Here is a 24,206-nt window from a genome sequence, read left to right on the forward strand (position 1 = left end):
GGGTAACAGGTAGGGCTAGTGAGCTCCTGCCGTTGCCTCCAATTTATGCAGGACCGGGCTGCAGCGTTCACAGACCGTCGGATACTCAGCGTCCTCGCCAACATGGGTCGAGTAGTTCCAGCAGCGCTCGCACTTCTGTCCGGGAGCCTTATTCACCTGCACCTGCAATCCTGAGCCATTGGTTCCGCCCGTCGCGAGTTGGACGTCGGAGACGATGAACAGGTAGCGCAGCTCTGCCTTGTGCTTCTCCAGCAGTGGGACGAGTTCCGCCGGGGCGGTGAGCACGACCTGTGCTTCGAGACCACTGCCAATAAGCTTGGCATTGCGGGCTTCTTCGAGCGCCTTGAGGACGTCGGTTCGGACGGCGATCAGGCGCTCGTACTCAGACTCAATCGTCTTTGCCGCTTCGCCGCTGCGGTTGTCGGCAACGTCTTCGGCTTTGGGGAAGTAGGCCGCATGTACGGTTGTTGGACGACCTTCGACCGCCGGAAAGAACTGCCACAGTTCTTCGGCGGTAAAGCTCATCAGCGGAGCGAGCAGGCGGACGAGGGCCTCTCCGATCGTCCAGATCGCGGTCTGGGCCGAGCGGCGTGCTTTCGCATCGGGTAAAGAGATGTAGAGCCTATCCTTGATGACGTCGAAGTACACTGCGCTGAGGTCCACCACGCAGAAATCCTTCAGGCGCATGAAGAGCTTGTGGAAGCTCATCTCGTCGTACCAGTCGCGAACGTCGCCGATGACTTCAGCTAAGCGCAGCAGGATGTATTGATCGAAGGGCTGCAGTTCCTCGAACTTGAGCGCGTCTTTTGCCGGATCGAAGTTCTTCAAGTTGCCGAGGATGTAGCGGAAGGTGTTGCGGATCTTCTTGTAGTTCTCCGCAACGCGCTGCATCAGCTCTTCTGAGGCGCGTACGTCCTCGCGGAAATCCACGCTGGCTACCCAGAGGCGAACGATCTCGGCGCCGAGGCGCTTCGCGATATCGACTGGATCGACGACGTTGCCTAGCGACTTTGACATAGCGCGACCCTGTGGATCGAGCGTCCACCCGCTGGTGGCCACATGTTTGTAAGGCGCGTGACCCTGTGCGCCAATGTGGCAGAGCAGGGAAGAGTGGAACCATCCGCGATGCTGATCGCCGCCTTCGGTGTAGAAATCGGCCGTAGGCTCACCGATCACGGCCAGCTTGCTGGAGCCGCTCTCGAACCACACGTCGATGATGTCCATCTCCTTGCGGAAGCTCGTGCCGCCGCATTTGGAGCACTTGTAGCCCGAGGGCAGAAGTTCGCTGGCCTGGTGCTTGTACCAGGTATCCCCACCCTCTTTTACGACTCGTTCCACGACTCCGGCGTTGACGGCCTTGTCGCTGACGAGCGTGTTGCAGCCCTCGCAGAAGAACACCGCGATGGGGACGCCCCAGAGGCGCTGCCGTGAGATGCACCAATCGGGCCGGGTGGCGATCATGTTGGAGATGCGCTCTTCACCCCACGAAGGGTCCCATTTGACCTTCTTGATTTCGTCGAGGGCGACGGAACGAAGCGTGCCGTTGCTCATCTTGGCTTCCATGGCGATGAACCACTGTTCGGTGGCGCGGAAGATGATGGGATTATGGCAGCGCCAGCAATGCGGATACGAGTGCTCGATGTTTTCGAAACCGAGTAGCACGCCGCGCTCGCGCAGCAATTGCACGATGACCGGATTGGCCTTGAAGACGGTCATGCCGTCGTACTCAGGCAGGCCATTGCGCAAACGTCCCGCCTCGTCAACATTGCAGGTCTGGTCGATGCCGTACTTCACGCCGGTGTAGAAGTCGTCAGCGCCATGGGCAGGGGCGGTGTGTACCGCGCCGGTGCCGGTGTCCATGGTGACGTAGTCGGCGAGCACGCCGAGGATGGAGCGATCGAGGAACGGGTGCTGGAAGGTAGCGCGCTCGAGTTTGCTGCCTGCGAAGCGAGCGATTTCCTTCGCGTCATGAAGATCGGTCTTAGCCTTCGTCGCTTCGGCGAGTTCTCCGGCCACGATGTACACGAGCCCATCGTGCTCAAGGCCGACGTACTCCGCGTTCGGACTGAAGGCGATCGCCATGGAAGCGGGCAGCGTCCAAGGCGTGGTCGTCCAGATGATGGCGGCGGCCTGCTTACCCGCGAGTGCCGGATCGATGCCGCCCGGATCGCTAGTCATCATGTAACGCACGTACACGCTGGGGCTGGTGTGCATCTCGTATTCGACTTCAGCTTCCGCCAGAGCGGTCTTGTCGTGGATGCACCAGTACACAGGCCGGAGTCCTTTGTAGACCGCGCCCTGTTCGAGGAAGTCGTAGAAGATGCGCAGCACTACGGACTCGTACTCGGGCGTCATCGTCGAGTACGGTTTGTCCCACTGGCCGAAGACCCCTAGACGCTTGAACTGCTCGCGCTGGGTGTCGAGATACTTCAGCGCGTACTTTGCGCATGCCGCACGAACGTCGAGCGGGTCCATTTCGAGCTTCTTACGCCCGAGTTGTTCGTCAACCTTGATCTCGATCGGCAGCCCGTGGCAGTCCCATCCGGGGATATAGGGCGCGTCGAAGCCAGCCATGGTCTTCGACTTCACGACGAAATCTTTTAGACACTTGTTCAGGGCGTGGCCGAGGTGGATCGGTCCGTTCGCGTAGGGAGGGCCGTCGTGGAGGATGTAGCTGGGCTTGCCCTGCCGCGACTCACGAATCAATTCGTAGATTCGCTGCTCTTCCCAGCGGGCGAGCATTTTGGGCTCGTTCAGGGGAAGGTTGGCTTTCATGGCAAAGTCGGTTTTGGGCAGGTTGATGGTGTCTTTCAACTCCAGTGGCACTACGTTCTCCTGACGCCCAACCGTCGTGTCGGACGCTTTCTAAGTCGGCTCAGTATTTAGGCGACTATCTAGCCATTATAAGTTTTCAGGAAATTTCACGTCCAACGGTGAGATTGCGTCGCGTTCAACTCATCCAAACAACCATGTGCATTGAGAGCCAGAACGGCAGGTGGTATCCGGATGCTCACATTGCATCCGCAGCCACTCAGGTTCAGCAGTTTGCGTTGCGAGGGATTACAGAAATCGCTCTAGACCCGCGTGGAAAGCGGGTACTTTCTACCCAAAGCAACTTGGCAATCAAGATGCACATCTTTGACATGAAGAGCAGCGGCTCAGCCCCAGCGTTGCTCAGGATCGCAACCGATAGGCGCACATAGCGCAGGCCACAGGATCATTTAACGGGCCATCTTGAGGGGCCGAACGAAGGGCTGACATTTCGTATGTCGAATCAGGTTTTAGTACCGAATCCGAGACCGAAACAAGAGTTGAATCTGCTTCCCCCGACCCACCTCAACGAAGGTTTGTTTACGTCGTTGAGCAGAAATGTCAAAGAGTCACTCTTCCCCGAAAAACTTCCCCCGCTCCAACTTACATCGCGTCCGGTGCGGGTGCGGGAAATCTGGGGCGTTTACGGCCACCGCAAGACGAGCAATACGCTCTCTGTCGCGCTACACGTGCTCGCGATCGGCGGAATCATCGCGCTCTCGTTTACAGGCGCGAAGGTCGTCCAGAAGCAAGCTGTGGAAGAGCATGTGGTTTTGACTGATCCCGATCTCTCCGAAATCCTGCCGATGCAGCCTAAGAAAATGCAGAGCATCCAGGGCGGCGGCGGCGGTGGTGATCGAGACAAGTTGATCGCGCCAAAGGGCAAACCGCCGAAGCAGTCGATGCAACAGATCACGCCTCCGGCGATGGTGATTCGCAATGACCATCCCAAGCTCGCGGTTGAGCCGACAGTAGTTGTTCCGCCCACGGTGAAGTTGGCGTCGAATATGCCGAACCTCGGCGATCCGATGTCGAAACTTCCTTCCGGTCCCCCCTCAAACGGTATTGGCGCGGGAGCGGGCATCGGCAGCGGCACGGGTGGCGGTGTCGGTTCCGGTGAAGGAGCCGGCGTTGGCCCGGGTAAGGGCGGCGGCATTGGTGGTGGCGTGTTCCGAGTAGGCGGTGGAGTATCTGCTCCACGCGCGCTCGACACTCCTGATCCGGAGTATTCGGAAGAAGCTCGTAAAGCGAAGTACCAGGGCGTTTGCATCCTGTGGCTGATCGTCGGACCCGATGGTCATCCGCGTGACGTGAAAGTGGCGCGCAGCCTGGGAATGGGCCTCGATCAGAAGGCGATCGATGCCGTGAAGCGGTGGAAATTCGAGCCCGCAATGAAGGATGGCAAACCTGTCGCAGTGCAGATTAACGTGGAAGTGAACTTCCGCCTGTACTGAGAATTGCCGAACTTCGTGACGGCTGGCGTGAGCGGAGAACCTACCGCCGACTACCAGCCTCAAGAGAGTAAAGCGGACTGAAACTGCGGGAGAGGACAACCAGCCTCTCCCGTTCTGTTTTTGCGCTATTCTGAAAATCACGGAGCGGTCGCACTCCTCGCACTTCTTGCCGTTGAAAACTCCCAGGTGACTGGATCGGAATACACAAACTGTCGTTCTGCCCGATCCGGCAATCTGACCATCCCAATAGCGTCGTCAAGCTTCGATGAAATCACAGCTGGCGCCATTGTAGTGTGGCGGGATCGGGAGTCTTGATCGGCAACTTTTGGAGATTCAGCATAAATCGCAATGAGACAGTCCGATTGGAAAGGTATGCTGTCAATATGAGCGAAAGTGGACATGAGACGACCCCGCTGTTAACGCGCTTGAGAAAGTGGGAGCAATATGAAGACAGGCTAATCCTGTTGCTCGCACTGGTCATTGGCGCTGTCACGGGCCTGGCGGTTGTCGCATTCATTCTTCTGACGGAAAGAGAGGGGATGCGGTTGTATCCAGCAGGCGGTGCTTCCTGGCGGCACGTCCTGTTTCCAGTGTTTGGCTCTCTGGGTATTGGTTACCTGTTATTCCGCTATTTTCCTGATGCCAGAGGCAGTGGCGTACCGCAGACCAAAGCGGCGCTGTATGCGCGCGACGGCAAGATCACACTTCGCACTGTCTTAGGAAAGTTTTTTTGTACCTCCGCGACCCTGGCGAGTGGAATTCCGCTCGGGCGCGAAGGGCCTTCCGTTCAAGTGGGCGCTGGCATTGCCTCCGTGCTCGGACGTCGCCTCGGACTGCGCCCCGAAAAAGTCAAAGCGCTTCTGCCTATCGGCGCAGCTGCAGCCATCGCCGCCGCGTTTAACACACCCTTGGCTGCGGTGTTGTTTGCGCTGGAAGAGGTCGTCGGCGATCTTAACGCGCCTGTGATGGGCGGGGTGGTGATCGCTTCCGCAACCTCTTGGATGGTGCTCCGCCTCATGCTCGGCAACAGCCCGCTATTCAAAGTTCCACAATACGAACTGGTTCATCCTGCGGAATTTGCCGTTTACGCAGTTCTAGGCGTGGCTGGGGGTTTGGTTTCAGCAATTTTTACAAGACTTTTGCTAGGTATGCGGGAATGGTTTCTCGGTCTCTCTAAAAAAACACTCTGGTTCCAACCCGTCGCGGGCGGTCTGTCCGTGGGATTGCTGGGATGGTTTGTGCCGCAGGTCTTGGGCGTTGGGTATGGGTATGTCGGAAAGGCGCTGAACGGCCAAATGGCGCTGGAACTCATGGCACTACTAGTGCTCATGAAACTTGTTACCGTCACTATCAGCTATGCTTCCGGCAATGCCGGTGGCATCTTTGGCCCAGCGCTGTTCATTGGGGCGATGTTGGGCGGCTGCGTGGGGACACTGGCCCATCGCCTGTTTCCGCTGCACACTGCAATGCCGGGGGCGTATGCGCTGGTCGGAATGGGGGCGGTGTTTGCCGGTATCGTGCGTGCGCCAATGACTTCCGTGCTGATGATCTTCGAAATGACCCAGGACTACGCGGTCATTGTCCCGCTGATGATCTCGAATTTGGTTAGTCTCTTTATTGCCTCGCGCCTTCAGAAAAGGCCGATCTATGAAGCCCTTGCAATTCAGGACGGCGTTCACCTGCCTTCCTCAGAGTCACGCCGGCACCGCGATCGGCGACAAGTGATGCGAATCATGCGTCCTCCAACGGAGACGCTCTCTGCCCAAATGACGCTTGGGGAAGCGATGAAGCAGGTAGGCTCCAGTAAGGTTCAAACTTGGTTGGTGGCAGACGCGAGAGGTGTGGTTGGTGTGATCAATTTTGCGAACATGGACAGAGCAATTGACGCGGACAAGACGCTTGGGGATTTTGTGAACCCAATTGATTTTCCACATGTCCACGCCGACCATGGCTTGGACTTGGCGCTTGATCGCATGGGTGCGAACCAGGTCGAAATCTTGCCGGTCGTGAATCGGGCGAATGTCCACCAGCTTGAAGGCATCGTGACCTTGCATGATGTGTTGGTTTCATACGGTGTTGGCCAAGGGAGTTAACCTGACCAGCGTGATCCGCGTCCTCTCCTCGCCCTACGCTGCTACGAATCCTAATGCACCGCAGCACGCGCCCGGTAGACCGTTTGCTCCATTGCCTTGCTGGCGCAATGCTCGGCGGCGCGATGGGAACATTCGCGTGAGCGCATTTCGGACACGATGTTGCCGATGCGAAGGTCACTCCCATTCTCGATCTTCATGATCTTCGAGGTGGCGCAGGACTACCAGATCATGCTGTCGCTGATGATCGCGAACGTCATTTCCTTCGCGGTCGCGCGCAGCTTCTAGCGTGAGTCGCTCTTCGACACGCTGGCACCACAGGACGGCATTCATCTTCCAGAAAAAGGTGAAGAGAACCTCGGCGATCTCATAGTCGAGGCCGCCATGCGTCCACGGCGCGCGGTGCTCGATCCACAGTGGAGCGAAGCGCGCGTTACAAGAGGCATCCCGGTTCACACAGCAGGCGTTTGCCATCACCGGACCGGGGCAGGAACTCTACGGCGTGGTCACCACGCCGATGGTCACGCGCGCAGTAGCAGGAGGAGACGGCGAGAAGACCGTGTCCGAACTCGCGGTCTTAGCCTGTGGATATCGGACGTATCCCCGACCAGCCACTCTCGCTTGCACTGGAGAGACTCGGTGGCGGCGCCGCGCTGCTGCCGGTGGTGGGCCGACTCCGCCCGGATGTGCTCATCGGCGTGGTGGACGCTGAGGACGTGCTCCGGGTCTATGGGTTGACGCGCGGAGGTGGCAAGCAGGTCAAGCCGGAAGCCAGGGAGAGCAGCCTGGAGCGCCACTGAAGTTTTTACAAACGAAAAGCCGGTTTCCAATTACACTTGCACCGCTCCGTCACCGCCGTTGAGGTGATTTCCGTGTCGCGAAGCGTTTCCATTTTATATTCGCTGCTTGTGCTGAGCGGATGGGCTTGTGCTCAGGTGCTGAGCTTTCCCGCGTCCAATCCAGCCGCCATTACTACGGGCGCGGGGTTGAACCTTGTCCAAGCCACGGTAATGGACAGCAATATCGCGCTGATCGATAGCTTGAATCATAGCCCATTAGAAAACCCTACCATTGCGCTTTCTAAGCTGGATCTGAAGGCACCGGGCAAAGCGCGTCAGGAGTATGAAAAGGGGTATCAGGCGCTCGCGAAGAAAGACTTCACCCAGGCCTTGGGTCATCTCGAAAAAGCGACTGCGATCTATCCGAGTTACGTGTCGGCGTTCAATGCGCTCGGAGCAGCTCATTTAGGTCTGGGTCAAAGCGATGAGGCGCGCGCAGCGTTTGCCGAAGCAATATCGCTCGACGACCACCTGCCCAATTCTTATCTGAACATGGGCTGCGCGGAACTGGCTCTCAAGGATTACGCCGGCGCAGAGCGAGACATAACACAAGCTTCTTCCATGGCGCCTCTTGATTTTCAGGTGAAAGCAGCCCTCGCATACAGCCAATATATGAACAACAACTATCAAGCTGTGGTTGCCACGGCGGATGACGTACATGCCCGCAAACACAGTGGCGCTGCGCTGGTTCATTTCTACGCCGCAGCTGCCTGGGATGCACAAGGAAACCCGGCGTATGCGCAGCGAGAACTCCGGCTTCTGATGAAAGAGGACCCAAAATCACCAGCGGCGATCCAAGCGAAAAGCTTGATGCAACAGTTGCAAGATGAAGGCGTTCACTCCAAGAAGACGACCCGTGTTGAGAGCGGCGACCTGACTCTCGTCTCGAAAGTCTCTCTCCAAGTACCGTCCGACGACGAGGATGCTGAGCAAAAGAAAAAGCAAGATCAGAAAGAGTTAGCACAGCTCAACGATGCGGATGCTCTGGACCGTACCCAACAGGATGCTGCTGGTGAGGGAGTAGCTTCGGTCGCCACGCCCGAGTCTGCAGGTGGCACGACCGGCTACACATTCCACGCCTCCACCGATGAGGTGGCGGTCCTCTTTGCTGCGACCGACCACGGAAGGGCCGTGCCTGATCTCGACGTGAAAGACATCAAGCTGTTGGATGGCCGCCACGCTCCTGCGCTGGTCACCGGCTTCCGCAATGAGGCTCAGCTCCCCTTACGCATTGGATTGGTGATTGATACCAGTGCTTCCATCGCGGGCCGATTCAAGTTCGAGCAGGACGCGGCTGGCGAATTTCTTCAGAGAGTCCTTACTGGCCCCGAAGATCTCGGTTTCGTTGTCGGATTCTCGAACTCCATTCTCATGGCGCAGGACTTTACGCACGATTCGAAGCAAATTGCCCACAGCATTCAGGCCTTTGCTCCCTCCGGTGGTACAGCGCTTTGGGATGCAGTGAATTTCGCGGCGGAGAAACTGGCTAGCCATCCGGAGAGGCAGCCGGTGGCGAAGATCCTTATTGTCATCAGTGATGGAGAAGACAACTCAAGCGCCACCACGGCAAAACAGGCGATCCAACGCGCCCAGAGTGAAGAGGTGGCGGTTTACGCAATCAACACGCTTGAAATTACGCAACGTTCGGAGGAGCCTCCGGTCGGCGTGCGCGCTCTGAAAACACTGGCGGAGATGACCGGCGGCGCAGCCTTCACTCCCGGATCAGTGCGGTGGCTCAACAGCAGCTTGAACGATCTCCAGCAAGTCATCCGTAGTCGATATCTCATCACATACAAGCCTTCAGGATTTAAACGGGACGGCAGCTATCGCCGGGTGCAAGTAGCGGCAGAGAAAGATGGACGTAAACTGCATGTGGTCTCGCGCAGCGGCTACTACGCGACAGAGAAGCCCGCGAATTGATTCTCGGTGTTAAGAGCGCTTCGATCCTGGGGCGAATTGTTGCCATGGAAAAACGCTTGAGAACACGAGCGAGTCTTTTTGTTGCGACTGTTTCCACACTATGCTGTTGGGGCTGTGGCTCAGACCACTTGGATTGCACACCTTCGCCCCCCTCCGGTGCGGTTACGCCCGCGAGTGCGACGGCTGATCACGCCGCAGCGGCGCCAGGAAATCAAGCGCAGTTCCAAATGAAACTCAGCGGCGGCCGGGTGCCCATGGGATGCTCAGTTCCTCCACAAGCGTTTATGCAAACCTGGGTATCTTCCGATCCTGCGGATGTCCAGTTCAGTAACACGATGCCCGGACTCGCGACCTGTGCGAACGCAACGTCCGGTGTGGTGACGGTAACGGCGACCCAGAAGCTCAGCGGCCAAACCGCGCAAGCGTCGGCTAAGCTCACGTGCAACTGAACTCACCTGCAAATAGCTATTGCCGAACGTTTTCCTCGACGGCATCGTGCCCGAGTAACCGTGCAGCCCGGCAACATGCTCCCATTGGGATCGGCGCGCCATGCGGGCACGCCCGCGGGTGATTGAGGAAGGTGCATATCTTCTCGGTCGCTTCTGGTGAGAGGATGTGCTCGAACTTGCAGGCCTGCTCCTCGATCTCTTCCTGGTTTTGCATTTGAAAGCTTTGCGTGAAGAGCCGCTCCGCAAGACGGTGACGGCGAATGATGCTCTCCGCCATCTCGCGGCCGCGCTGGGTGAACTGCACGATGAACTCGCCGTCCTCAGGAAGAACGTGTTGCTGCTGACGGATTGCGTCGTGGCACGGATTGATGACGCGCTTGTGTCCGTGCGACTTTGGGCCGTGTTTCTGCATGGTCAAGAGTCCGAGCTCGACCATCTTTTCGACAGCAATGGGGACGGGCAACGCGCCGTGATCGTCGAGGCGACCAACCTCGGCAAGTTCGCCGTGTTCTTCCGTGACCCAGATTTCTTCGAGTAATTCGTCGAACTGTTCCTGGTCGTTAAGCGAGAAGATCTGTTCGTGGCTCAAGCGGCCGTGATGCAACTCGATCATGCGATCCGCGAGGCGCGCCATTACAGGATCATGCGTGACCATCACGATGGTGCGTCCGGCGTCGTGGAGTTCACGCAGGAGTCGGAGCACGATCTCTTCGTTCTGAGCGTCGAGATTGCCGGTGGGCTCGTCGGCGAGGATGATCTTGGGGTCGTTGATAAGAGCGCGCGCAATGCAAACGCGCTGCTGTTCGCCGCCGGAGAGCTGCGAGGGAAGATGATTGGCGCGATCAGCCAGACCCACGCGCTCCAGCGCCTGGCGCGCTTCCTGCTCGTCGGTCATGCTGTGAAAGTATTGCGCGAGCATGACGTTCTCAATCGCGGTGAGATACGGAATCAGATGGAATTGCTGGAAGACGAAGCCAATCTTCTCAGCCCGTACGCGAGTCAGTTCAGAAGGCGGCAGTTCTGCGACGTTTTCGCCGTCGAGCCATATGGCGCCGCTGCTCGGCTGGTCCAGGCAACCGATGAGATTGACGAGCGTCGATTTGCCGGAGCCGCTAGGGCCCATGACGGCGAGCCACTCGCCGGGATTCACGTGCAAGCTCACGTCGTCAAGCGCCTTGAGCATGGCGGCATCGCGCTCGGCGCGTGCAGGGTACAGCTTGCTGACGTGTTCCAGCCGGATCATTTACTCACCCCTCAAAATGGTAGCAGGCTGCACCCGACGCAACAGGCCGATCGGCAGCAGGGCTGAAATCAGCGCCAGCGCAACACTGCCGACAAGCACCATCGGCAACACAGAAAACCGCGGCGTGATTGCAGCCTGAAAGTTTGCCCGCGCAATCCACGCGGCGACGCCGAGTCCGACAACGAAGCCTGCAATTGCGCCGACAACGCCGAGCGCAGCGGCTTCGGCGGCGAAGAAGCCGGTGATGATTCGTTCCGAAGCACCAAGTGCTTTCATGATGGCGAAATTCTTACGCTGTTCCATGACCCAGGCCGTGAGCGTCGCTACCACGCAGAGAATCGCGGTAACGATGATGACGATGGCCGATGCCAGCAACGCGGCGCGCGCTTTTCCGAGAACACGGCCTTCGGCTTCGACGATCTGGCGGACGGGTTTAACCTCAGCAGCGGGTAGGTCTGCCACAAGTTGCTCTCGAATGGCTTCGACTTCCGCTGCGGTACCATTTGCTCCGACTTCGATGGTCGAAGGCTGCAGGCCGGCCCACGCGGTGAAGTCGGGAAGCGAAAGATAAACGCGGCTATCTTCATCCGCTCCGGTGTTGAGCGTCCCTGCGGGCGAGATCTGCAGGGCCTTGCCGTTAAAGGTCAGCGAAAACGGAGCGCCGTCGCGCGAAAGATTTTCCATCGCCCGCGCACCGACCAGGGCAGACATCGGCTTCTCGGGCCAAACCGCCACAGACCACCAGCGATTTAATTGCTTAACCCGGGCGAAGTCCGTTCCTGCAACGACGACCGGCTTCTCGTTCGCGCTCTTGGCGACAGCATAGCTGAACGGAACAGCAGTCCCGCGTCCCGCTAATGTCTTGTCCACAGTCCCGAGCGCATCTTCTGGGAGAGAACCGCCATCCCTGCCGACGATGATGATATTCGCCCCATAATTGCGGAACTCTTTCTGCAGCTTTGATTGCATGTCGACATAGATGTTCAGCATCGCGGTTGCGACCGATGCGGCGACGACCACTGCTAGCAGCGCCGCCATAGCGCTGCCTTTGCGCACGAGCGCCGCACGCATCATCATGCGCAGGAACATGCCGGAGTTGCCGCGGCGCGCCACTACGCCTCACCTCGCAGCACCATCACGGGTTCGTAACGCAGGGCTTTACGAATGGATGCCGCGCTCCCGACGAACGTCACGATTGCTGCGATCGTCAACACGACAGGGAAGAGCACAGGCGAGATCGAAACCTGTGACCCGAAGATCCAGAGTCCGATACGCCGTGCCAGCAGGGCTCCAATGCCGAAGCCGACAGCGCCGCCTATGAGAGCGAGCAGCGCCGCTTCGGTGAAGAACAGACCGGCGATTGCTGAGTTTGCTGCTCCCATGGCTTTCATCAAGCCGACTTCGCTGCGGCGTTCGAGGATCGCTGTCGCCATCGCCGCAGAAACCGCGAGTGCAGATGCGAGAAGAGCTGCGATCGTCACCAGCAACATCAGCCCTTCAATGCGCGAGAGCACATTGCCTTCGTTCTGCGATACCTGGCGGATCTCCACCGCGCGTGCTCCGGGAATTGCTTCCTGCAACTGAAACGCGATGGATTTCGCATAAGGCGAGCAAAACCAGCGATCGAAATCGGTCTTGCTCAGTGCTTTCGGGTTCCTGCGGGCAAAATCGTCTTCCGGCTTGGTCAGCGCACTGACCTGGATGTTTTTCACGACCCCTGGGCGTCCCAGTACAGCCTGCGCCAAGGTCATCGGCGCGATGATCTGGTTATCTTCCGCCCCGCCGGTATTCAATACACCGGAAACCTGTAGGGAACGAGCGCCAATATCAACGTGATCCCCGTCTTTTACTCCGAGTGAGTTGGCCAGCGTCGCTCCGACGAGTACATCGCTTGAATCGTCTTTGGGCCATTCGCCCGCGACCTTCCACCACGGCGATATCTTGCGCACGCCGGTGGTGAAATCTTCTTTGCCGTAGCGAAGTTGCTTCTCGAAATACGTGCCGACGAGATCGGCTCGCGCGCCGTTGGAGAGCGTTACTGGCACCGGAAGAAACGGCGCGAAACCCTGGATATTGTTTCTCCAGAAGATGCCCTTGATCTCGGGGAGATCTTTTTCGGCGAGATATGCGCCGTCGTTTACCGGCTTCAGATCTACGCCGCCGATGCGCACTTCCAACGTGTCGGCCTGCGGGGTGACCGCGATATTCGCGCCGTAGCTGCGCAGTTCGCGATTGATCTTGTCGCCGATGTCGGTGGCCACAGCGATCATCGCAGTCGCCACGGTTACGCCTAACGCAATCGACACCCCCGCGAGCAACTTGCGCCGCTGCTGCCGTCGAAACGACTGGTAAACAAGCCGAAGGAACATTGCCTATTTCTTCTGGAAGAGGTGCAGGCCGCCGTTCACATCGGCTGCCGTCAGGATCACCGAATCTGTCGTTGTTACCGACTTCAGCGGAACCGGGTTGCATCCGCCCGACGTCCCTACCGACTGCGGATTAATTGGCGCTGCGCAGTTCTTGCACGTCAGTCCCTGCTGCGATTCGTAGAAGCCAACCGGGCCGCAGATCTCGCAGGCATCAAAGACGGTCGCGATCTTGCCATCTGGCTTCTGGTAAAGCAAGAAGCGCACTTCGGTTCCGCCAATGGTCGTCTCGTAGCGGTGCAGGTGTCCATCGGCCACCTGGGAGAGCGGAATCGTCGCCTTGCCATCAGTGAAATTGACCAAAGTCGCAGGCGACAGGGCAGAGGCGCTTTTCGCATAGATGAACTGTGCCGTCACCATGATGATGAAGACGAACGAGCAGATGTAGAGAGCCGAAGCCCAGAAGCGCTCGCGACGCGCCGTCCATTCCGCCTTGCGTCGTTCGGCAGCGTTGGCGTTCTGAACGACTGCGGCTGCGCGGTGACGGTATTCGAAGAGCACCATCATCGCAGCGAGCACCAGGATCGTCACGAAGAAGAACATGTCGTTGCGTACGATGGGACCGATCATCGACATCTCCTGCTTACTCGATGGCAGCACGCCGTTTTCGGAGAGCTCATGCAGGCCGGAGACGACCAACTGGAACGCAACAAAGAACAGGATCACAGTGGTGACCTTGAAAAACTTCTGGAGATTGACCTTTACGGTCCCCCGGACAAACATCACGCCGAAAGCAACGGCTAGTGCGATTCCGATCAGGGTTCCGAGAAAGTTCAAGAGCTCAGTCGTGTTCAGGGAGACCGCGGAGAGGATTAGGACGGTCTCGACTCCCTCGCGCAGGATCATCAGGAACACGAAAAGAAACAGGCCGATTTGTGAACCGCGCGAGGTGAGGGAACCAATCTTCGTTTCAATGTCGCTCTTCATGCGGCGGCCTGTCTTCATCATGAAGACAACCATGCTGATGACGAAGACCGCGGCGACCAGCATCACCCAGCCTTCCACGATGTCGGTGTTCAGGTTCAGCCGTGAAACCACGATGGCGGTGGCAATGCTGCCGAGGACGGCAGCGCCTAACCCGCTGTAGACATACTTTTTAAGTTCGCCGCGCCCGATCTTATTGAGATAGGCGAGGGTGATGCCGATAATAAGTGCCGCTTCTACGCCTTCGCGCAGGGTTATGACGAGGGCCTCGATCATGAAAGGTGGACCCGCTTTCGGTAAATGAAAATGAATTTCATTTTCATTTAATATTATATGGCGCGCCTCCAGCCCGGTCAATGACTCGCCGTCACACGTCTGTGTGACAAGCCCAACGGCAACTCCTTGCAGTAAATGGCGTTCTCGCCCAGCCTCCATTGCGCCCTACCACCGCATCCGGAGCTCGCTTTGTTAATCTAGCCGTACGATGAAAATCGGTGTCCTTGCACTTCAGGGCGACTTCGATGCCCACCGCCAGGTGCTGGAGAGGCTTGGCGCGGATGTGGTCATGGTGCGCAAGCCGGAGCAGTTGCGCGAAATCGAGGGCCTCGTCATCCCTGGCGGCGAATCCAGCACCTTCCTAAAACTGCTTGGCGATGCCGGCTTCGAGGAGTTGAGGAAGTTCGTCACCACCAAGCCGTCCTTCGGCACCTGTGCCGGCGCGATCATGCTGGCCAAGCAGGTTGAGAACCCCGCACAGAAGGGAACGGGCGCGCTCGACATCCGGGTGCGCCGTAACGCCTACGGACGCCAGATCGAGAGCGCCATCCTCACCAGTGAATGCTCGCTGCCGGGTGGCGAGATGGAAATGGTTTACATCCGCGCGCCGCGAATCGAAGAGGTTGGGCCGGGCGTCGAGGTGCTAGCCAAGCGTGACGGGCATCCCGTTCTCGTTCGCCAAGGCAAGGTGTTGGCCGCGACCTTCCACCCCGAACTCACGGGCGACACGCGCGTCCATGAACTGTTCCTCAAAATGGTGCGCAACGGAAACTCAGGAGAAAAGTGATGGGCCTGTACGATTTGTCTGCCACGCTGAATAACGGCAAGGAAAAGAAGCTCTCCGACTACAAGGGCGAAGTGTTGCTCGTTGTGAACACGGCTAGCGAATGCGGTTTCACGCCGCAATACAAGGGTCTGCAAGAACTCTACGAGAAGTATAAGAACCAGGGCTTCGAGATCCTCGGCTTCCCCTGCGACCAGTTCGGCCACCAGGAGCCGGGCAGCGACAAAGAGATCGCTTCTTTCTGCGAGGTCAACTACGGCGTAACGTTCCCGATCTTCTCGAAGATCGAAGTGAACGGGGCGAACGAGCATCCCGTGTACAAGTTCCTTAAGTCCGAAAAAGGCGGCCTGCTCACCAACAACATCAAGTGGAACTTCACCAAGTTCTTGGTAGATAAGCAGGGCAACGTGGTGGACCGCTACGCTCCGCAGACGATCCCGGCGCGCATCGCGGCGGACGTGGAGAAGCTGTTAAGCACCTAGAAAACCACGGCCGGCAGCGAAGTTGATTCGGATTTCGCTGGAGCCTGGTTTGCCATGTAAATGATCTTGCGCCGATGGTTCTTCGTGTTGGCGACAATCCCAACGGTGCCTCCCACGGCAGTGCCAATCGCCGCGCCAGCCAGTCCTCCTATCAGGACACCTAACGGCCAAGCCCGTCCCGCGGCTATTCCGATGCTCGCTGCACCGGCGGCACCGCCCACAATCTGGCCGGTACTCAGGTACTTGTAGGGATCCACATGCTTGCCGCCAAGTTGTTCAACAACGTGGACTTGATGGCGCGAAACCTCCCGCCGGACCGTCAGTCCGTTCTGGTTCGGATCGCGAACCTTGAGGCGGAGGACGGTGTCATCCGCAGAGTGAAACAGCCCGACATACTCGTCCCCGTTCCACAACTCCACCCGGAGCACGGATTCGAACGGTATTTTCTCGACTTTGATCCAGTCACCCGAAGGCTGGGCAACGGCCGGCGCAATACCGAGGAAAATCGAAAGCAGCGCAGCGATAACAGAACGCATGGCTTGCCCTCCCAACGCTGCAAAGTAGCTCGTTTGCGTTCTAAGCAATGAACCGGTTGTGGCACTTTCCGAAGTGTCACACTCGAAAGCTCCGAGAGCCGTTCGAGAGCCGTTGATAAGTGTGTCTTTCAGAATTTCGTTATACTGGAGCGCAAGGATGTGCCTGTGAGTTCCGACCCAAAAACCTTCTATATTGAGACCTTTGGCTGCCAGATGAACTTTCACGACTCAGAAAAGGTCGTGGGAACGCTCATTTCCCAAGGCTACCGTCAGGTCGAGACGGAACTGGACGCCGGCCTCATCCTCTACAACACCTGCTCGATTCGAGATAAAGCGGAGCAGAAGGTCTTCCATCGCCTGAGCGAATTCCGGCAGCTTCAAAAGGAAGGCAAGCGATTCGCAGTGCTCGGCTGCGTGGCGCAGCAGGAAGGCGAAAAGATCTTCGAGCGTGCGCCGCACGTTTCTCTGGTTGCGGGTTCAGCCTCGTACCGCAATTTGGCGGAGATGCTGGTGCAGATCGAGAGCGGCAGCCAGCGCATCACTGGCCTCGACGACCGCGAGACCGACCAGACCTTCGAGACTGAGTTCACTGCGCGCGGCAACGCGCACCGCGGATACATCACGATCATCGAAGGCTGCGACAAGTTCTGCGCCTACTGCGTAGTGCCGTACACGCGCGGCAAAGAGCGCAGCCGTAGCGCCGAGAGCGTGCTGAGAGAAGCGCGCCAGATGGCCGATGCCGGCTTCACAGATGTCCAACTGCTCGGCCAGAACGTGAACTCCTACCACGATCCCAGCGGAACGATGACGTTCGCCGAACTGCTGACAGCAGTTGGCGAGATCACGGGAATCAAACGGGTTCGCTTCACTACTTCGCACCCACGCGACTTCACTCGCGACATCGTTGAGGCGATCGACAATCACCCGACGCTCTGTGACCACGTGCATCTGCCGGTGCAGAGCGGTTCGAGCAAAGTGCTGCGCGAGATGTTCCGCGAGTACACCCGCGAACAGTATCTCGAACGTATCTCTTGGATGAAGGCGACGAAGAACCGGAAGCTCAGCATTACAACGGACGTCATTGTTGGATTCCCTGGCGAAACCGAGACCGAATTCGAAGAGACGCTGGCTCTGCTTGATCACGTTCAATACGACGGTGTGTTCTCGTTCAAGTATTCGCCGCGTCCTAATACTCCGGCGCTGAAGTACATTGACACCGTTCCCGAGCAGGAGAAATCGCGTCGATTACAGATCCTGATGGAACACCAGCGTGAGATCCAGCGTGCTAATTATCGCAAGCACATCGGCGAGACCATTGAAGTAATGGTTGAAGCCGAAAATGCGACGCGCGCGCAATGGATTGGCCGAACCTCACAGAACAAGACACTGAATTTTACAGTCCCGCAAACCGTGCAGCCCGAAATCGGGTCATATCATCAAGTGCTGGTAACCCAGGCATTCCCCAACAGCCTGGTGGGAGAACTCGTCGGCTAAAGGCGGGGTGGGGAGGGAATCGCGATGGAAGTCGAAATGAAAATCCGTGGTCTGATGATGGATCCGGTGACCAACATGCCCATCGTGATCCTGAAAGATGTCGGCAGCGACACCGTCCTGCCCATATGGGTCGGCGTGTATGAAGCAAACGCCATCGCGCTTGAGATTGAGAAGGTCACCACCCCGCGACCGATGACCCACGACCTGCTGAAGAATGTTCTGCTCGGCATGGAAGCACAGGTTGAGAAAGTCGTGGTTACGGAGCTCCGCGAAGACACCTTCTACGCCGTGATTTGGGTTACCCGAAACGGAAGCCCGGTGAGTATCGATTCGCGCCCGTCGGATGCCCTGGCCTTGGCATTGCGCGTGGATTGCCCGATTTATGTGGAAGACGAGGTTCTGAAGACCAGCAAGCAGGCGGCTCAAATCAGCGACCGCGTGACCGCAGACGACCTGCGCAAGTGGCTCGAAGGCTTGGGCGACGACGATCTCGGCCGCTACAAGATGTAGCCGCCAATCCCAGTAAAAAAGTGTTTCATTTCCTCTAAACTATTGCGCCCGGCCCACGCCATTCATATGCTTTCAGCACTATGAATCGCGAAAAGATGGTGCTCGGCTCGGTAGTCTTTCTCGCTCTAGGCATAGCCTGGATCACCAGTTTTTGGAACGGCTCGATGGGTTTCAACGCGGCACACCCAATTGCGGGGAGCTCGTTTGCGATGAACGTAACTGTCACCGGCTGGCCCGCCCTTGGGGGCGTGACGCTCACGGCTCTCGGCGCGGTGCTGCTAGTTGTCGCCGCCGTGCTGTGCGTGGTGGACATCGCCACCGCGAAGCGGGCCTGAGTCTTGTCTTATACAATTTGTGCGACCGCGCTGTGAGTCCGCGCGCAAGGACGATCGCCATTGGCCTGGAGCGCACTTCTTCTTTCGCTGAAGCTATCGGTCATCGTCAGCGCCGTGCTGCTGGTGATCGCGTTGCCGCTTGGCGCGTGGATTGCCTTCTCAAAGGCGCGCTGGAAGTTTCTGCTTGAGTCAGTTGTCGCCTTGCCTCTGGTTCTGCCTCCCACCGTGCTGGGTTTCTACGTTCTCGTGGCGATCGGACCCTTAAGTCCGGTCGGACGCTGGTACGCCTCGCTCACCGGTCACACCATGGCGTTCACGTTTGAAGGCCTTGTTTTCGGTTCGGTTCTCTACAGTCTGCCGTTTGCGGTGCAGCCGATGGCGGCGGGATTCGCAGCCGTGGACCGAACTCTGCTCTTCGCTGCCGCAACCCTGGGCGCCGCGCCGTTCGAAGTCTTCCGCCGTGTGGTTCTGCCACTCTCGAAGAACGCCATCCTGACGGGAGTGATGCTGGCTTTTGCGCACACCCTTGGCGAATTTGGCGTGGTGCTGATGATCGGCGGCAATATTCCAGGGCAGACCCAGACCGTCTCCATAGCCATCTACGATTTCGTGCAGGCTCTCGATTATCGTGCCGCCAATCAAACGGCACTCTTGCTACTCGCAATTTCCTTTGTCATTTTGTCGCTGGTGTACGGCCTGAATCGCAGCAAGTGGGTGGTGTGGCCGTGGCGATGACGCTGCGAGCCCAGGTTCGCAAGCAGTTCGGCAGCGGCTTCACGCTCAATGCGGATCTCACGTGCGCACCGGGCTTCCACATTTTGTTCGGCGCCTCCGGAGCGGGGAAGACGACGCTGTTGGATTGCATTGCCGGGCTGAGTTCGCCCGATGAAGGCAATACGACGCTCGGCGAGCGCACGCTGTTCGACGCCGATTCGGGCGTGGCAATCCCAACTCATCTCCGCCAGATCGGTTACGTGCTGCAAACGCAAGCGCTCTTCCCGCATAAGACAGCGCGAGAGAATATCGCCTTCGGTATCAGAGACGGCGATCGTTCACTTGTAAATGCTCTCTCACAGCAAATGGGAATCAGCGATATGCTTGACCGTAAGCCTGCGCAGCTGTCGGCCGGGCAACGGCAACGGGTTGCTCTCGCGCGCACGCTGGTTACAGAGCCGCAATGCGTGCTGATGGACGAACCGCTCGCCGCCCTCGACGCGACTACCAAAACGACGATTATCGAAGTGCTGCGCCAATGGAACGAACAACGGCAAGTCCCGATTCTGTATGTCACGCATGATCGCGATGAGGCCTATAGTCTCGGCGAACGCCTGATCGTAATGGAAGAAGGAAAGGTCACTGCGACGGGCACTCCCCATGAAGTCCTGGCGACGCCTATACGTAACACGGTTGCGCAACTTGCCGGGTTCGAGAACCTGCTGCGCTGCGAGATTGTTAGTGGACATGTAGACCAAGGCACGATGAGTTGCCGGATTGCCGGCACAGAGGTTTTGCTCGAGGCCCCGCTGACCCAGATGCAAAGCAAAACTTGCACGCTGGGTATCCGTGCCGGAGACATTCTGCTCGCGGCAGAGCGCCCGACCGCGATTAGCGCCCGCAATATCTTGCAGGGCAGAGTGGAATCCACCGAACAGCGCGGAGTGCTGGTAAGGCTCTTATTGAACGTGAACGGGGCAAAGTTCGAAGCGCACGTTACGCCCGGCGCGCAGGTCGCGCTCAATCTCTCAGGCGGACGTAGCGTCTGGCTGGTGATTAAGACCTATTCCTGTCATCTGCTCGAAACCTAGCGTTGGTCGAAGCCAACAAAGACCGGTTCCGGAACCAGGTCCAAGCCAAAACGCGTCGCGACCGTGTCGCGGATCACGCCCATAAACCCTTGAATTTCCGAAGCCTTGGCTTCGCCCCGGTTGATGATCGCCAGCGAGTGCTTGGTCGAAATGCCGACGTTGCCGTGCACATAGCCTTTGTGAAATCCGGCCTTTTCAACCAACCAGGCGGCCGACAACTTCTTATAGCCTTCGTCAGCGGGATAGCTCGGCATTTGCAAGCCGCGCGCCTGCATTTCGCCGTCGAGTTTAAGGAAGCGATCCATCGGCACTACGGGGTTCTTGAAGAAGGAACCCACGCTCTTTGCGTTAGGGTCGCCCTCGACAAGCACCATGCTTTTCGCCCGTCGAATTTCGCGCACGGCTTCGCGCACGTCGCTCAACGTTGGCTTAGGCATCGTGGTGGAACGCTCATCGAAATACGCTTTCAGGTCCGCATATTCGAGCTTTGGCGCGGCGCCCCATTGCAATGAGAATCCGACTTTGAGCACGACATATCGGTCGCGCTGGGTGGTGTTGAAGATGCTCGATCGGTAGGTAAAACCACATTCGGTATTCGTCAGATTACGGATCTTTGCCGTTTCGCGGTCCACCACGGTCACACGATAAATCGTGTCGCTCACTTCCTGGCCGTAGGCACCCACGTTTTGCACCGGTGTACCGCCTACACTCCCGGGAATCCCGCTCATGCACTCCAGGCCGCCGTAATTCTGCGCGACGGTGGTTGCCACCAAGGTATCCCAGTCCTCGCCAGCCCCGGCCTCATACACTACGTGCTCGTCTTCGCGATGCTGGCTGATGCCCTTGATCTTGACGTGCATCACGATCCCCGGCCACCCCAGGTCGGAGATCACAACGTTGCTCCCACCACCAAGAACGAACAGCGGATAATCGTTGAACTTCGCGTATTCAACAACCTCGCGCGCCTCTTGCTCGGTCGTGACTTCCGCAAAGAGATTCGCTCGTCCGCCCACGCCCAGCGTAGTGAACGGGGCCAGGGGAACTTGTTCTTTCAACGTATGCACGTGGACATGATACCGAGCGGAATCGAATGCCGCTAGACGTCATCCAATAACTCAGTAGAAAATGGTTATAGGGGTGAGGGAATGTATCCAGAAATCATGTTGGTCCCGATGCGCGAAGAACTTACTCGCATCGGTATTGAAGAAACAAGAACCGCCGATGCCGTGGACGACGCTGTCCGGGGTACCGAAGGTACGCTCATGGTAGTAGTTAACTCGGTGTGTGGTTGCGCCGCCGGCAAAATGCGCCCGGGAATCCGTCGCGCCTTTGATCACGCGACCAAGCCGGCCCGCTCCATCACCGTGTTTGCCGGTCAGGACGGCGAAGCCACCGATCGCGCCCGGGGCTATTTCACCGGCTACCCGCCGTCCTCGCCATCCATTGGCTTCCTGCGCGAGGGCCAACTGGTCCACATGATCCAGCGCAGTGACATCGAAACCCGCACTGCCGATCAGATCGAAGCCCTTCTTACGCAGGCGTTCGATCAGTATTGCGGAGCAACGGCTGGCGCAAAGAGCTAGCTATTTATTGAGGGAATTCCGGGCTCGGTCGAGCGCCTGCTTGGCCGCCCGATTCTCAGGCTGCAATTGCACAGCTTTCTCGAGGAAGGGAACGGCCTTTTCGGGCTGTCCTTCATCGAGATAAATCGCACCGATCATAAAATTAGCGGTGAAAGTCTCGGGATGCATGGCAGCCGCGCGTTCCAGGTGTTGCAGCGCCTCGCTCTTTTTGCCAGCCTCGTAAGCCTTATCGGCGCGATAGAGTTCCTCTTCCGCCGCCAGCTTCTGGTGTCCAGTGATACCGATTGCGACAATCAAGGCAATTACTATCCCGATGGCAATAGTTCCCGAGCTATTCGATTTTTCCCGTTCCGTCCGGAAAATCATTGCAGGAAGGGTGAAGCCAAGGATTGCGCCGGCAACTAGTCCGCCGACGTGGGCCGCGTTATTGATGATCGGCAATGCGGCGCCGATCAGCAGGTTGTAGAAGATTACAGCGCCGATACTGCCGATGTCGCGTTTCAGCAATGCACGGTCTACCGGAAGCTTCTTGAAATACACCATCGCTGCGAGCGCTCCGGCCACGCCGAAAATCGCACCACTCGCACCGACGCTCACGCTGTCGGGACGCCACAACAGCGTTGCCGCACTTCCGCCAAAGCCGCTCAGCATGTAAATAATGAGGAAATTCTTGCGCCCGTAGAACAGTTCCGCGGTGTACCCAAGGTTTCGCAGCGCAAACATGTTCACCAGGATGTGCAAAATACCGCCGTGCAGGAACATCGAGGTCAGCATGCGCCACCACTCGCCGCTGGCGGTTGCCGGACCGTAATCCGCCCCCCATCGCAGCGCGGTAGGAGTATCGAACTCCACGAATTGGCGTGTGAGCAGCACCATCGCTAAAAACACCGCCACATTGATTCCGATCAATATGCGAGTGACGATCGGCGCGGGCAGCGTGCGTTGGACCGGAGCCGGCGATAGCGTGCCGTCTGGCAGGAGCACTTGTGGAGGCGGCTGCTGCGGGGCGGCAGCTTGCTGCTCGCATTTGGGGCAGCGATGTTTTACATCCCCAAACCAGTTAGAGAACTCCGCGCCGCATTGTTCGCATTTAGCCATGCTATTTCGTTGTTACGCTCTTAATGGCGATTGCATTGGGCTGTGCGCCAACCGGGATCATCGTCACGAGCGAGCGTTCGCGGCTGATCTTCGAGTTCTGCTTGGTCTTTACGGTGCGCACCACAGCCACGTCGCCCGAGCCGCTGTTGACCACCAGCAGGTGCGACTCGTCGCTGGTAAAAGCTAACGCATCCGGACGGCTGCCGACCTGGATCGAATCAATCGCCTTGCCGTCGTCAATGCTGTACACCGACACCGAATCGGAGCCGAAGTCGCTCACGTACAGCAGGGAATTGTCGCTGGTGGTCACGGCCATCGTGGGTTTGTCGCCGATAGGAAACGAGTTGCCGACTTCGTTGGTGTACGCCTCGATCGAGGAAATATTGTTCGAGCCAAAGTTGCTGACGAAGATTTCGCCGCCATCCGGCTTTATCGTGAGCTGAATCGGCGACCCCCCAACGTCCAATAGCGCGAGCACCACGTCGCGCTTCAGATCGATAGCCGCTACCTGGTTCGTCGGCGGACAGACCACAAACGCCTTCGCCGAATTCTTCATCACCACGATGTCCTGTGGCTCCTTGCAAACCGAAAGCGTCGTCCGCACGCTGCTTTTTGCGGCGTCAATGAGCGAAACCGAATTGGCTGTACGGTTCGAGACCACCACCGTCTTCCCGTCCGGCGTAACCGCAGCCTCACCTGGCGCTGAGCCCACAGCGACGGTCGCGATCTCCGAATGTTTCTCCAGGTCGAGCACCGACAAATTGCCGGACCCGGAATTCGCCACGTAGCCACGTTTCCCATCGGCGCTGACGGAGATGAAATACGGCGCCTTGTGAACCCCGATCGTTGCCAGAACCTCATTCTTCGCGGAGTCAATCACCGACACCGAATCGGACCCGGCATTCACCACATACACTTCGTTATTTACCGGGTTGATCGCGATGCCGGTTGGCTCTTTGCCAACGATGAGCGTAGTGACCGGACGAAAATAGCGGGCGTCTATCACGCTGACGGTGCCGCTCTTACCGTTGCTCACGTAGGCGAACTCGTGATCATTGGGCGAGACATTGCTTTCAGGTCGACAGCCGGCCAGGCACAGCAACATCGCCGCGCCGAGCGCAGCTTGGAATCTGAAGCGGGGCACCTG

22 protein-coding genes are annotated in these 24,206 nt (G+C 58.1%); 13 read left to right on the forward strand and 9 right to left on the reverse strand.

Annotated elements, in window-relative coordinates; all coding sequences use genetic code 11:
• Nucleotides 1-15: 15 nt before the first annotated feature.
• Entirely contained in the window at nt 16-2,826 is a 2,811-nt protein-coding gene (gene ileS, locus ACID345_RS09530) for an isoleucine--tRNA ligase (protein ID WP_011522664.1), read from the reverse strand.
• A 485-nt stretch (nt 2,827-3,311) separates the two neighbouring features.
• Here ileS and ACID345_RS09540 point away from each other — a divergent pair, with 485 nt between their 5' ends.
• From ACID345_RS09540 to ACID345_RS09560, 5 genes are all read left to right on the forward strand, one after another.
• Entirely contained in the window at nt 3,312-4,265 is a 954-nt protein-coding gene (locus ACID345_RS09540; RefSeq protein WP_228370757.1) for an energy transducer TonB, read from the forward strand.
• Between the two features lie 383 nt (nt 4,266-4,648).
• A complete protein-coding gene (locus ACID345_RS09545; protein WP_011522666.1) occupies nt 4,649-6,358 on the forward strand; it encodes a chloride channel protein in 1,710 nt (569 codons plus the stop codon).
• A 581-nt stretch (nt 6,359-6,939) separates the two neighbouring features.
• A complete protein-coding gene (locus ACID345_RS09550) occupies nt 6,940-7,155 on the forward strand; it encodes a hypothetical protein (protein ID WP_011522668.1) in 216 nt (71 codons plus the stop codon).
• A gap of 36 nt (nt 7,156-7,191) precedes the next feature.
• Nucleotides 7,192-9,114, forward strand: a complete 1,923-nt coding sequence (locus ACID345_RS25360; protein WP_049761841.1) for a VWA domain-containing protein — start codon at nt 7,192-7,194, stop codon at nt 9,112-9,114.
• A 227-nt stretch (nt 9,115-9,341) separates the two neighbouring features.
• Entirely contained in the window at nt 9,342-9,563 is a 222-nt protein-coding gene (locus ACID345_RS09560; protein ID WP_041855578.1) for a hypothetical protein, read from the forward strand.
• Nucleotides 9,564-9,579: 16 nt separating this feature from the next.
• On the opposite strand, the gene ACID345_RS26275 is transcribed toward ACID345_RS09560, so the two are convergent.
• From ACID345_RS26275 to ACID345_RS09580, 4 genes are read right to left on the reverse strand one after another with little or no spacing between them, the layout of a single operon-like run.
• Nucleotides 9,580-10,806: an ATP-binding cassette domain-containing protein gene (locus tag ACID345_RS26275; protein WP_011522670.1), complete on the reverse strand. Its 1,227-nt coding sequence runs from the start codon at nt 10,804-10,806 to the stop codon at nt 9,580-9,582.
• Nucleotides 10,807-11,919: an ABC transporter permease gene (locus tag ACID345_RS09570; RefSeq protein WP_011522671.1), complete on the reverse strand. Its 1,113-nt coding sequence runs from the start codon at nt 11,917-11,919 to the stop codon at nt 10,807-10,809.
• Complete coding sequence (locus tag ACID345_RS09575) at nt 11,919-13,175, reverse strand: ABC transporter permease (protein ID WP_011522672.1); 1,257 nt, start codon at nt 13,173-13,175, stop codon at nt 11,919-11,921. Before ACID345_RS09575 ends, ACID345_RS09570 begins: the two co-directional genes overlap by 1 nt.
• A gap of 3 nt (nt 13,176-13,178) precedes the next feature.
• Nucleotides 13,179-14,432, reverse strand: coding sequence for a Fe-S-containing protein (locus tag ACID345_RS09580; protein ID WP_011522673.1), 1,254 nt, complete (start codon nt 14,430-14,432; stop codon nt 13,179-13,181).
• Nucleotides 14,433-14,640: 208 nt separating this feature from the next.
• Between ACID345_RS09580 and pdxT the strand changes: the two genes are divergently transcribed.
• Both pdxT and ACID345_RS09590 read left to right on the forward strand, forming a co-directional pair.
• Nucleotides 14,641-15,219 carry a pyridoxal 5'-phosphate synthase glutaminase subunit PdxT gene (gene pdxT / locus ACID345_RS09585; RefSeq protein WP_011522674.1) on the forward strand — a complete coding sequence of 193 codons (579 nt, stop codon included), beginning with the start codon at nt 14,641-14,643 and terminating at the stop codon, nt 15,217-15,219.
• Nucleotides 15,219-15,698, forward strand: coding sequence for a glutathione peroxidase (locus ACID345_RS09590; RefSeq protein ID WP_011522675.1), 480 nt, complete (start codon nt 15,219-15,221; stop codon nt 15,696-15,698). Before pdxT ends, ACID345_RS09590 begins: the two co-directional genes overlap by 1 nt.
• Here ACID345_RS09590 and ACID345_RS26910 read toward each other — a convergent pair.
• Nucleotides 15,695-16,234: a hypothetical protein gene (locus ACID345_RS26910; RefSeq protein ID WP_011522676.1), complete on the reverse strand. Its 540-nt coding sequence runs from the start codon at nt 16,232-16,234 to the stop codon at nt 15,695-15,697. The genes ACID345_RS09590 and ACID345_RS26910 overlap by 4 nt on opposite strands.
• A gap of 159 nt (nt 16,235-16,393) precedes the next feature.
• Between ACID345_RS26910 and miaB the strand changes: the two genes are divergently transcribed.
• From miaB to ACID345_RS09620, 5 genes are all read left to right on the forward strand, one after another.
• Entirely contained in the window at nt 16,394-17,728 is a 1,335-nt protein-coding gene (miaB, locus tag ACID345_RS09600; protein WP_011522677.1) for a tRNA (N6-isopentenyl adenosine(37)-C2)-methylthiotransferase MiaB, read from the forward strand.
• A 24-nt stretch (nt 17,729-17,752) separates the two neighbouring features.
• Complete coding sequence (locus ACID345_RS09605) at nt 17,753-18,238, forward strand: bifunctional nuclease family protein (protein WP_011522678.1); 486 nt, start codon at nt 17,753-17,755, stop codon at nt 18,236-18,238.
• Between the two features lie 80 nt (nt 18,239-18,318).
• Nucleotides 18,319-18,573 carry a hypothetical protein gene (locus ACID345_RS09610; RefSeq protein ID WP_011522679.1) on the forward strand — a complete coding sequence of 85 codons (255 nt, stop codon included), beginning with the start codon at nt 18,319-18,321 and terminating at the stop codon, nt 18,571-18,573.
• Nucleotides 18,574-18,633: 60 nt separating this feature from the next.
• Entirely contained in the window at nt 18,634-19,308 is a 675-nt protein-coding gene (modB, locus tag ACID345_RS09615) for a molybdate ABC transporter permease subunit (protein WP_011522680.1), read from the forward strand.
• Nucleotides 19,305-20,378 carry a molybdenum ABC transporter ATP-binding protein gene (locus tag ACID345_RS09620; protein ID WP_011522681.1) on the forward strand — a complete coding sequence of 358 codons (1,074 nt, stop codon included), beginning with the start codon at nt 19,305-19,307 and terminating at the stop codon, nt 20,376-20,378. Before modB ends, ACID345_RS09620 begins: the two co-directional genes overlap by 4 nt.
• Here ACID345_RS09620 and ACID345_RS09625 read toward each other — a convergent pair.
• Complete coding sequence (locus ACID345_RS09625; RefSeq protein WP_011522682.1) at nt 20,375-21,442, reverse strand: UDP-N-acetylmuramate dehydrogenase; 1,068 nt, start codon at nt 21,440-21,442, stop codon at nt 20,375-20,377. The genes ACID345_RS09620 and ACID345_RS09625 overlap by 4 nt on opposite strands.
• Nucleotides 21,443-21,523: 81 nt before the next feature.
• Here ACID345_RS09625 and ACID345_RS09630 point away from each other — a divergent pair, with 81 nt between their 5' ends.
• A complete protein-coding gene (locus tag ACID345_RS09630; protein WP_011522683.1) occupies nt 21,524-21,961 on the forward strand; it encodes a BrxA/BrxB family bacilliredoxin in 438 nt (145 codons plus the stop codon).
• Here ACID345_RS09630 and ACID345_RS25365 read toward each other — a convergent pair whose 3' ends face one another.
• The gene (locus tag ACID345_RS25365) at nt 21,962-23,059 is read right to left on the reverse strand and encodes a rhomboid family intramembrane serine protease (protein ID WP_011522684.1); all 1,098 of its coding nucleotides are present in this window, start codon (nt 23,057-23,059) and stop codon (nt 21,962-21,964) included.
• Between the two features lies 1 nt (nt 23,060).
• The gene (locus ACID345_RS09640) at nt 23,061-24,203 is read right to left on the reverse strand and encodes a beta-propeller fold lactonase family protein (protein ID WP_187148979.1); all 1,143 of its coding nucleotides are present in this window, start codon (nt 24,201-24,203) and stop codon (nt 23,061-23,063) included.
• Nucleotides 24,204-24,206: the final 3 nt, after the last annotated feature.

Source organism: Candidatus Koribacter versatilis Ellin345 (assembly GCF_000014005.1).
Lineage (GTDB): Bacteria > Acidobacteriota > Terriglobia > Terriglobales > Acidobacteriaceae > Korobacter > Korobacter versatilis_A.